At 37.1% G+C, this 10397-nt stretch carries 10 protein-coding genes; all 10 read right to left on the reverse strand.

The window, feature by feature from the left end:
• Nucleotides 1-130: 130 nt before the first annotated feature.
• Complete coding sequence (locus ACYQ21_RS13180) at nt 131-457, reverse strand: PRD domain-containing protein (protein WP_460058934.1); 327 nt, start codon at nt 455-457, stop codon at nt 131-133.
• 4 nt (nt 458-461) lie between these two features.
• Nucleotides 462-2291, reverse strand: coding sequence for a BglG family transcription antiterminator (locus ACYQ21_RS13185; RefSeq protein ID WP_460058936.1), 1830 nt, complete (start codon nt 2289-2291; stop codon nt 462-464).
• Between the two features lie 260 nt (nt 2292-2551).
• Nucleotides 2552-3292, reverse strand: a complete 741-nt coding sequence (dagF, locus tag ACYQ21_RS13190) for a 2-dehydro-3-deoxy-phosphogluconate aldolase (RefSeq protein WP_460058938.1) — start codon at nt 3290-3292, stop codon at nt 2552-2554.
• A gap of 28 nt (nt 3293-3320) precedes the next feature.
• Entirely contained in the window at nt 3321-4328 is a 1008-nt protein-coding gene (locus tag ACYQ21_RS13195; protein ID WP_460058939.1) for a sugar kinase, read from the reverse strand.
• Nucleotides 4325-5428: a DgaE family pyridoxal phosphate-dependent ammonia lyase gene (locus tag ACYQ21_RS13200; RefSeq protein WP_460058940.1), complete on the reverse strand. Its 1104-nt coding sequence runs from the start codon at nt 5426-5428 to the stop codon at nt 4325-4327. The genes ACYQ21_RS13195 and ACYQ21_RS13200 overlap by 4 nt, the downstream gene beginning before the upstream one ends.
• A gap of 9 nt (nt 5429-5437) precedes the next feature.
• Nucleotides 5438-6541 (reverse strand): amidohydrolase/deacetylase family metallohydrolase, encoded by a 1104-nt coding sequence (locus tag ACYQ21_RS13205; RefSeq protein WP_460058942.1) that lies wholly within the window; start codon nt 6539-6541, stop codon nt 5438-5440.
• A 20-nt stretch (nt 6542-6561) separates the two neighbouring features.
• Complete coding sequence (locus tag ACYQ21_RS13210; protein WP_460058943.1) at nt 6562-7644, reverse strand: DUF871 domain-containing protein; 1083 nt, start codon at nt 7642-7644, stop codon at nt 6562-6564.
• A complete protein-coding gene (locus ACYQ21_RS13215; RefSeq protein WP_460058944.1) occupies nt 7644-7916 on the reverse strand; it encodes a hypothetical protein in 273 nt (90 codons plus the stop codon). Before ACYQ21_RS13215 ends, ACYQ21_RS13210 begins: the two co-directional genes overlap by 1 nt.
• 130 nt (nt 7917-8046) lie before the next feature.
• Nucleotides 8047-9354, reverse strand: coding sequence for a PTS sugar transporter subunit IIC (locus ACYQ21_RS13220; protein WP_460058945.1), 1308 nt, complete (start codon nt 9352-9354; stop codon nt 8047-8049).
• A gap of 217 nt (nt 9355-9571) precedes the next feature.
• The coding region (locus ACYQ21_RS13225) for a GntR family transcriptional regulator (RefSeq protein ID WP_460058946.1) at nt 9572-10397 on the reverse strand (826 nt) is incomplete at its 5' end.

Raw genomic sequence — 10397 nt, forward strand, 5'->3', positions numbered from 1 at the left:
TGAGCACAAGTCCTTGATAGCACTTGCGAAAAAATGAATTTTTCGTAGGCTTATTTAGTGTACCTTAGTTTCATAAATCTTGTAAAATAAATTTACAAGTCTTACTTGACTTATTACCACTAGACTTTTTTTAATTTAATTTTGCTGATTCAAAATGAATTGATAATAAATATTTTTCATCTGGTGATAGATGACCAATTTCTGAAACTATTTCTTCTGCTAATTTCAAAGATGTCTTTGAAATTTCCGAAAATAATTGGGCGTCCACTTCTGGTATAGTTCCGCCTTCTTTGGATCTATTGACCATCTCATTGACATGATTGACCAAAATTCTCCATTGCAAATCGTTTGGCCGAATGGTCAACATATTAAGTGAGTTTTCAATTTTTTGAATTACTGATTGAACTTCTTCAGACAGCTCTAACTCCTGATACAACGCTATTAATCCTTCATTCACATTCCTATTCCCCCTCTTTAATTAGGTATTCTGTAATGGCACTTACTTCACTTTCGTTAATCGCTAATTCATATTGATTAAAAATCGCTTCAATTTGCTTTAAAATGTTATCTGAAAATACAACAGAAGCTGTTTCTTGATATTGTTTGTTGAAAACAATTCGGTGAACCGTTAATAAAATATGTAATAAGAAACCTTCACTAAACTCTGGCCACAATTTATCTTGAAATAACTCTTTCAATGCTTCATAAACCATAAAGCCTTTCACAATAGTTTCCTGATTAAGCTCACTGACGGATAGAGATTTTGAAACATCTCTTAAATTAATGTTCGGCAAATGTCCTTTTCCTTCTGCCAATAAAGCTTTGACCTTTTTCTTAATGACCTGTATATCTTTTTCAGAGGTCAAAGGCTTCACTTGGAGAACTGGAATTTCCTGACTCTCAACAGGAAAAGCACTGATAATCAAGTCTGGGGCGGTCTGCCCTACAATTCGACCATAGTTTAAGACACTAGCAAACCCAGCAATTTCAATTTCTTCAATTTCACTTTTCATTTTCTGCTGTAAAAACGATGTGACGCCTAATCCTGTGGCGCAGACATACACCACTCGAATTTTCCTTTCACCATTGCCCACGCGCTCTTTAGAAGTCATGAAATGCAGCGTGATATAGGAAATGAATGACTCATCTTGGGCAATTTTTAACCCTAGTTCTCGTGCGACAATTTGCCTTATTTTTTCAAATAGGGGCGTCTCATTTTTCTTGATTTCCTTCAAGAAGGGATTATAACCATTCAAGTAGTGATGAGTTCGTTCCAGACTTAAAGTGAGATGTGCTGCTAAATTCTGAAATAAAATACTATCTTCATTAAAAGGGATTTGTACTTCTTGCGTTACAAACTCTACCATTTGACTCGTGAGTTCCAGTACATTGACAGGCATCGTCGCACTTAAATCTGTATAAACATAATCATATTCCGCTTTTAGTAAAGGCTTATGGTAAATCTTTCCCAGCTCACTTAGTAGCGAAACCGTAAACCCTGTTTGTTCTGTTACATCCAGTACTTCTTCCCCATTGCCAATCGGACAATCCTCAATTAAGCGTACCAATGAAATGGTTAATCTAAGTGCCAAGGTAAAAAGTTCAAAATAAGGTGTCTCATGAATAATCTGCTCTGAAAGATGCGTTGCAATCAATTTTAAAACAGAATCATAATAGACAGAAAATGTTGGTGGCAAAATAGAGTCGAAGTAACTGATTTCTGCCTCTTTTTCAAAATCTGTCAATTTTGACATCATCATGAATAAATCATAATCGGTAAAGTTTTCTTGAATCAACTTTTCTAACAATAAGCGACGCTGTCGTTCCTCACCTGCAACACTAAATCCTAAATGATTGGCAACAAGTTGAATATCATTAGCAATAAACAGGTTTTTGATTTGTTGTAAATCAAAAATAATCGTATTTTTGACAACGCCGTATTCATCTGAAAATGAGGTGGAACTAATGGGTTTTTCAAACAGCAAAAGTTGAATCATCATCTGTTTTTTTCGCATCTCAGCGTCCAATGGTGCACCTAATCGTTCAGTCCCTAATAATTGATTGAGCAATTTTTTACAGGTTAAATCATCTCCTTCTATAAAGTAACCAAGACCAGGCTTAGAAACTAATGAAACCTGCGCTTCCTTTAGCCATTTGCGAATGTTTGTGATATCGCTTTTCAACGTTCTAGGACTGATTTTATTTAAAGCGGCTAACTCAACGGCAGTTTTAGAAGCACGTGATGACAGTAACTCTATCGTTGTATCAATTTCCCTTTGCGTTAATTGCATTTTTCTTCTCCTTTCCTCTGCGATTCACTAGGTGAAACCTTAAAACTCGACCTACATTAACGCTTCGGTTAAGCGGTGGCATTTGCGAACATAGAGCCGATCAATATCTTATAAACTTAGTATACAATGAATTTTATCACTTGAAAATACAGTTAAATTGCACGAGTAATTCGTGCAATTTCAAACACACAGCTAATAAAAAATCCCCCTAACATATTAATGTCAAAGGGATTGGAGACGAAATGCTAACTTAACTTATTTTATTTCAAAGTTTCCGCCATCATGGCATGCAATGTTTGAACATCTTCAACCTTTGTATCTCCTGTTGTTTTGTCAATGATTGATGAATAAACGTGAGGAATAATTTTCTTAACACCTGCATCTACTGCGATTTGAACGATTTCTTGGAAGTTTTCAAGATCAATCCCACCAGTTGGCTCCAAATAAAAATCGTTCTCTGCACAAGCTTTAGCAACTGCTTTGTATTCTTCAATGTGGTCAAGACCTTTCATATTGAAGAACTTGATTGAGCTACCGCCCATATCTTTTAATAATGCAATCGCTGTTTCAATCGGAACAATCGCTGCTGGTGCTTGAGATGATAAAGGACCTGTTGCTAAATTAACCATACCGACAGTTCCAGTTGGTGAAACAAGTCCGTTAATGATCGTATCATCTTGTCCCAAAAGAGCACGGCTTGCGCCAACACCAGTAAAGACTTGGTTGACGTGTTGTGGTTGTAAAACTTTTGAAAGACGTGCAACCATTGCTGATTGGTTTGGATCACCTGCACCAAGTCCAACTGATAAGGCATTGTCAGTCGCCTCAATGTAACGTTGCATATCTTCGATAGCTGCTTCATCTGTGTCATAGTTTTTTGACAGAACGCCAAGGACAACATGACCTTGCGCCGCCTCATAACAAGCTTTGGCATTCTCAACTGAGTTAGCTAAAACATTTAGACAAAGACGGTCTTCAAGGTAGTTAGGTGTTTTTTTCATTTTTTTCTCCATTATCTATTTAAATCATTTATCTCATGACATCCAGATCGTCATGTTTCATTTTTTCTTGTATAAAACTTTTGGTTAAAACGGGGCTATCACCATAGGTCGTATGTGCTAATTGAGTACTTGTTATTGCAAAGTCTACCGTATCTTGTAGCGACCATTGATCAACCATCAAGCCTTGAATAATACCCGCTGCAAAAGCATCGCCTGTGCCGATTCGATCATAAGTCATCACAACTTTATCGTCTGAAAAAACAATGTTTTCCTTATCTGCAAGAAAGCCACGAACAAGTTTGAAATGACCTTGCGCTGATTTTTCAGTGCCACAAAAATAAGTCAAATCATAATCATGTACAAAGCGTTGATATAAATCTGCGAGCGACTCATGCTCTTCATCAAAAGGCATTTCTAAAAGCAAAGTTAAATCTTTCTTACCACCAATAACAATATTAGCCTCTTTAAGAATCTGCTTATAGTCAGCAATTAAACCTGAACGCTCTTCTGGTTTTACCAAACTCATCCGATAATTAAAATCGAAACAAAGTGGGATTGACATGGCAGTCGTCATTTTAGCAAGTCGTAATGCATTTTCTCTACCGATTTTTGAAGTGGATAAAGCGATACCACAAATATGCACTAAATCTACGCCAGATAAAGCTGCTTGCATCTGACCATCTGAAATTTCAGTTGTACAAAAAGCACTTTCACTTCGATTAAGATAAGTCACTTGACTCGGACGATTCCCATAACCCATCTCCAAAAGATAGGTTCCAATATGACTACCTTTAAAAATCAAGTGATTATCTCGAACACCTAATTTTCTAATACTTGCCGCCGCAGCATGACCGACTGGATTTTCTGGTAATACCGTAAGCAAACTCGTCTGTACACCATTTCTTGCTAAACCAGATAAGATATTCAACCCCGTGCCACTATAACTCATGTCAAGTGTATCTGTTTGGTCAAGCATTTTATAGTGTTGTGGACACAACCGCAACATCACCTCACCAAAAGCTAAAATATTTTTCATGATTGAGACTCCATCACTGTCTGTAATTTATTGACAATTGCGGACATTTCTGTATGATTAACTGCCCGAATATCAAACTCAATGATGCCATTATTGGCTTGATATTCTCGTGTGTAGACTGCCAAATCACCTTCTTTTAAGGCTGCAATAACTTGTAAAGCTGTGATTTTATCTGAGGTTACTTTAACACTCGCTCTATAAATATCTCGTCCTGCTGAATCTTGAACTTCTTTTGCTGATAAGCCTGAGATAGCATTAAGTTCCGTAATAAATGGCGCGAGACGCGCTTTCATACTATCTCCAGTTTCACTACCATTGTCTAAATAGTCTTCCAAAGCAGTGACAAAACCAATGATATTATCTTTACCAATTTTCATGGCACGTCCAATGCCTTTATTTTGAAGTTGAATCCAAGGAATATAAGGGTCTCGACCAATTACCATAGCACTTGACGGTGCCTCAATTGCTTTAGCACCTGAATAAATGATGAGGTCAGCACCGGCCGCATAATATTTTTTCAAGTCTTCTTCAGCGGCTGCGTCAACAATCAAAGGTAAATTGTGCTTTTTAGCGATTTCAGACATCTGCGGAATCGTCAGCATACTTTTTTGAACGGTATGATGACTTTTAATATAGAGCAGGGCTGCCGTCTTGTCGGTTATCTCAATTTCAACTTGCTCTGGCGTGCATTCATTTGCCCAGCCAGCCTCTACCAATTGTCCGCCACCTAGTGTGACCATGACTTCAACACCTGTACCATAATTGACATTATGGCCTTTGGGTATGATGATTTCGCGTTTAGTTATCCGATTCGTCAAATGATGATAGGCGTGATAAATATCTCCTTGCCCAATCACTGCAGCAGTTGACAAGGCAATACCGCTGCTTGCGCTTGAGACGACTGTGGCGTTTTCCACGTCTAATAACTTGGCAATATACTGGCCTGTCTTAACCGTTAAATCAGCCATTTCAAAAAAAGTTTGTCCTGCCTCTTTTTGTGCCCGTGCAACTTTGTCACTAACTTTTGAAACACCTAAAATTGTCATTTTACCTGAAGCATTGATGACTTGCTTTAAATTAAATTTTTGATGAATTGTCATTTTTTCTCCTCAATCTATCTCATAGACTTTTCCAGCAATAATCGCAGCTGTCGGCTGAATTTGGACAGAAGTTTTAACCGTCTCTTGATTTGAATCAATTAACTGCTTAGATGAATCATCTGTTACTCTAAATAAAGTAATGTCTGCATCGTAACCGATAACCAACTCTCCTTTACTGCTAAGTCTCAAAGCTTTTGCTGGTGTCTGCGTAACACGATGAATGACTTGTTCAAGTGAATAACCGACATACATCAATTTTTCCATTGTTGTAGCTAGATTATAGACTGGTCCATCCAAACGATTTCTCGAATAAATATCAGTTGAAATAGAGTTTGCTAAGATATTTTCAGATTTTGCTTGCATGGCTACTTGGAAATTAAAACTTTCTGTCCCATGTCCGATATCAAAATGGACGCCTGCCTCATATGCCTTTTTAGCAAAATCCTTAATCCGACCAGCTTTATCTAAAATACCATTGTCTTTGCCATTAAAACAGTGTGTGACAATGTCACCAGCATCCAAATAACTCATCAATTCCTCTAACTCAACTGGCGCTGTCCCAATATGTACCATGAGTGGTAAGTTCGCCTTCTTTTGAAGTGCTTTAGCCATGACTAAAGGTCTGACACCATTTTGCCCAATGACACTTTTACTCATTCGCGCTTTAATGCCAATAATAAACTCGCTTAACTCTTGGATACGTTCTAAATTTTTAGCTTCATTCACCTTTGTTAAATCAGACAATTCATCCTGAAACACAATCCCGTCTTTTGAAATATTTAAAAGTGCATAAACATTGGTTTTAGATTTTTTAGTTATCTCATAAAACTCACGAATATTATTTTCACCGGTTGACCCTGCATCAACAATGGTGGTGACACCATTTTTCACACCAACTTCATCCGGATAATCATAGTAAAGTGACATCTTTTCATAACAATGCACGTGGGCATCGATCCAACCTGCTGAAATATATTGACCATTGGCTTCAAATATTTCCTGACTATCAGCTGCAATCCTAGCACTGATCTCTGAAATCTTACCATCCTTAATCGCCACATCAATCGTCTGATGATCTAGCGTTCTAGCATTTTTTATGATTAAATCATACATCTATTCATCTTCTTTCCATCTTATTCTTTAAAACGAAATTTTGTCCAAGGTTGAATATAATCCAGTAATATCAACTCATTTTCTTGAATCTGAGCTACCTTATTTTTCCGTGAATCTGTATGAGGTTCCAAGATAACTTGTAGCTCATTTTTGTACTTACCAAAAAGATCATTACCAACCGTAACATCACCGACTTGGAAAACTTGCTCGTTATCATGTCGTGGATTTTCTTGTTTATAATCCTTACGAACTTGCGTTGAACGCACCATTTGTGAAGTAATATCACCACGTCTAAAATGCTGATTATTCAGCACAATCTCACGTTCTACTGGATTAGTAGTCGGTAAAAAATCAACTGTCAATTCGATTTGATAGCGATTAAGCTGACCTAGCGCCACCAACTCTGCTTCACTCGCATAGGCATTGCCGATGATGACGTCATCTATCAAACCTGTTGCAAACAAATGTTTAGCTTGCACCTCAACTGGTAAGTGACGGTGCAATTCAAGTGTTGGTAAACCGTCATTGATATCCCAAGGACCGCCTGTCGCAACTTGACTAGAGACGAACGCTGCTGTTCTGATGCCATGCTTTTTAAACCGTTTTGAGCATGATACGAAGAAATCAAGCGGTAAGGCACTCCCCTCTTGCGGATAAAAATTATGACAACCATAAATATAAGGTTCATTTGCCTGATAGGTCAAGATATTATCCAGATAAGCAACATCATTTGACATATTTAACTCGATAATCAAGCCATATGGATTAAATGATAAGGTCGCCTCCTTGTTACCGTCAAAACCAGCGTCCAAGCGCAATCCGTCTGCACCCAATTCAGCAAAAAAACTTAAATCATCATATGAAATTTGTAACTCATCAAAAATATTAGGTGCAATATCTAAAATCACTTCGTAACCTAATTTTTTAGCTGCTGAAATAATCTTAGAAAATTTTTCAGCAACGACTACCTTACCTTGAGTCACTTCAAGCATTGACATAAAAATGCGTTCAAAACCTTGAGATTTGGCAAATGTAATATAAGCTAAATCTTCTTCAAATACACTATTATCTGGATAAACTGATAAACCTAATCTTCTAAACATTATTTTTTCTCCTCCATTTGACCCCATGCCTCGGTATGTTTATGATAGCGCCAGAAAATAAGACAGGCACTCATAATTGTCACGACAATCACGAAGTAAAGCAAGTGGGTCAAAACAGTCAACCCCATGCTAAGCAAAATCGCAAGCAAACAAAGCGGGACTATTTTAAGCATAGATAGTGTCTTAACAAACATCGGAACACGATTTTTCTCTAAACAAATCATACTGATGATAAAAGTTATGACTGAAACAATCGCTACATCATATGTCATGGCAGCTCCTTTAAATTTAATTCATTATGTTTTTTTGCTCACTCATATCATACTTTTAGGCCATTTGATGACATTTTAAAGTGAACAAATTGAATAACTATGTAACTTTGGCTTTCGCCAAAGATATTTTTTAACCTTCCGCAAGTTCAGAGGCAATCTGTTCTTTTTCAAAAACTTTGAAAAATGGGTAGTAAATCACTAAGCTCACTAAGAAGTTAATCACAACAAGAATACCAGCCATGATATGCCAGTTTGTTACCATCATCGCACCAATTGGCGAAGGCACTGTAAAGACAGTTCGAGAAACAGTCATCGGCACAATATGTGTAATCGTCGCAAGATAAGCGATGACCGTCATTACCATAGGAGACAAAATAAATGGAATCGTTAAGGTCGGGTTCATCACAATCGGTGCCCCAAAAATAATCGGTTCATTAATATTAAATAGACCTGGCAAGAAACCAATTTTTCCTAATTCTTTCAAATATGCAGATTTAGATGTCAAGAATAAGCAGACAAGCGCTAAAGTTGCACCCGCACCACCAATCCAAACAAACCATTGTAAAAACATTTCCGTAAAAATATTTGGCATGTCAGTCGCTGCCACATGATTTGAAAAAGCCTCCATATTATCAGCAATCGAACTTTCCCAGAAAGGACGAATTACCGGTCCCATAATTGCAGGACCATGAATCCCTAAAATCCAGAAGAAACAGATTAAGAATACTGTGACAAGCCCTCCAAGTAAGCTATTTCCTGCAAGGAAACCTTGCAATGGCATCAGTAAATTCGAAAGCGTTGCATTGATATCAAAACCAAGCATATGACGAATGACCCAAAAAAGAATTAAACAAGCACCTGCTGGGAATAGTGCGATAAATGAATTGGCAACTTCTGGTGGCACACCTTCTGGCATTTTAATCGTAATATTTTTAACTTTCATAAAACGATAAATTTCAACAGAAATAAGAGCAGTGACAATCGCGCCAAATAGAGATTGTGCCCCAAGATTTGCAATGTTAAGATAACGACCAGCTGCAACAATTTCCGTTTGGAGCTCTGTTTTTGAAACTTCTTCAAACAAGCGAACCGGTTTAATGCTTGTGACGATAAAGGACATGACCGCAATAATCCCTGCCGTCAGTTGATCCAGTTTATAGCTCTGAGCTAAGGAACTTGCAATGCCAAATGTTGCATAGAGGGCTAGAATACCAACTGTAAAGCGATAAGGGATATCTAAAATAGGTAAATAGGGTGTTAATTTCTCAGCGACAGCTGGAATTGGAAAATTAAGAAAAATAACGAAAAATGAGCCAACCAAAGTCAAAGGTAAGGTGGAAATGATACCTTTTCTGACAGCAAGCATATGCCGCTGTCCGCCGATTTTAGCAGCAATAGGTGAAACCTTTTGCTCCAAAAATGTAATTAATCCGTTCATACAGACTCCTTATAAGTAAGATATTGAGTCGACTGCTTTGTCTATAGATTTTGGCGTGAGTCTTGAACGAACGTCTTCGTCATCAAAAAAATAAGACTTGCCTTCAAAGTGCCGACTACCAACGATAAAATCGAAAACACAGTTGAAAGCGTTTCCTTGTCTACAAGTATAACATTATAATGTTAATTTTGTCAATAAAAAAGAAAATCAAATTTTCTCAAACTTGATAATCTATGAGGTAAGGTGTTTTTTCAGCATCGTAATAGGAGATTGTATATTCCACAAGTTGTCCGAATTCAGAAAAGGATGTCCGCGTTCTTTCTAGAAAAACATCTGAAATCGTCGGTAAAACAGTCGACAACCATTTTGGTGTTTTTCTTGCACTAAAAGCATCTTCAATTTCAAAAATTTCAACCCCTTGTTTAGATAAAAATGAATAAAAGGAGAATTGATTGGCCTCTTTTTCAGGTAGACTAGCTAGATTTTTCAAAGAAAAATAATGTTTAACAAAGATACTCGCCACACCATCTAACGCATACACCCGATGAATTTCGTAAATAGATTCGGAACCAAATTTACTATTGATTACGTCATCTTCAGACTTGCCAACATAAACAACAGTATTTTGAACGGTAACACCATGATCATTTAAAATTTTTGTAAATGTTTTAGCCTTATTAAAGACATTTATCGGCTGATTACTGATAACTTTAGTCCCCATGCCACTTTGTCTATACAAATACCCCCCTTCGACAAGTAAATCTAGGGCTTTGCGAACCGTTATCTTACTTACATCAAAACGCAACTCTAACTCATTTTCAGTTGGAAAAAAACTACCAACTTCATATTTACCACTGATTAAATCAGCTTTTAAGGCATCAAATACTTTCTGATACAAAATTTGATTTTTTTGTTTCATTTTAAGTTCCATTTCTACTCGCTGCGCTCGGCGAATCAAATAGTGATGAAAACGAGTGCGCACTCTCGTTCTATACGATATAATTGAATCAGAAGAAGGTAAACTACAAAGCACGGGAGGAGGA

This window comes from Pseudolactococcus yaeyamensis (genome assembly GCF_054658615.1).

Excerpts from the sequence above, each read along its gene's own strand:
- ACYQ21_RS13185 (WP_460058936.1), bottom strand. The coding sequence starts at position 2,291 with ATGCAATTAACGCAAAGGGAAATTGATACAACGATAGAGTTACTGTCA.
- dagF (WP_460058938.1), bottom strand. The coding sequence starts at position 3,292 with ATGAAAAAAACACCTAACTACCTTGAAGACCGTCTTTGTCTAAATGTT.
- ACYQ21_RS13195 (WP_460058939.1), bottom strand. The coding sequence starts at position 4,328 with ATGAAAAATATTTTAGCTTTTGGTGAGGTGATGTTGCGGTTGTGTCCA.
- ACYQ21_RS13200 (WP_460058940.1), bottom strand. The coding sequence starts at position 5,428 with ATGACAATTCATCAAAAATTTAATTTAAAGCAAGTCATCAATGCTTCA.
- ACYQ21_RS13205 (WP_460058942.1), bottom strand. The coding sequence starts at position 6,541 with ATGTATGATTTAATCATAAAAAATGCTAGAACGCTAGATCATCAGACG.
- ACYQ21_RS13210 (WP_460058943.1), bottom strand. The coding sequence starts at position 7,644 with ATGTTTAGAAGATTAGGTTTATCAGTTTATCCAGATAATAGTGTATTT.
- ACYQ21_RS13215 (WP_460058944.1), bottom strand. The coding sequence starts at position 7,916 with ATGACATATGATGTAGCGATTGTTTCAGTCATAACTTTTATCATCAGT.
- ACYQ21_RS13220 (WP_460058945.1), bottom strand. The coding sequence starts at position 9,354 with ATGAACGGATTAATTACATTTTTGGAGCAAAAGGTTTCACCTATTGCT.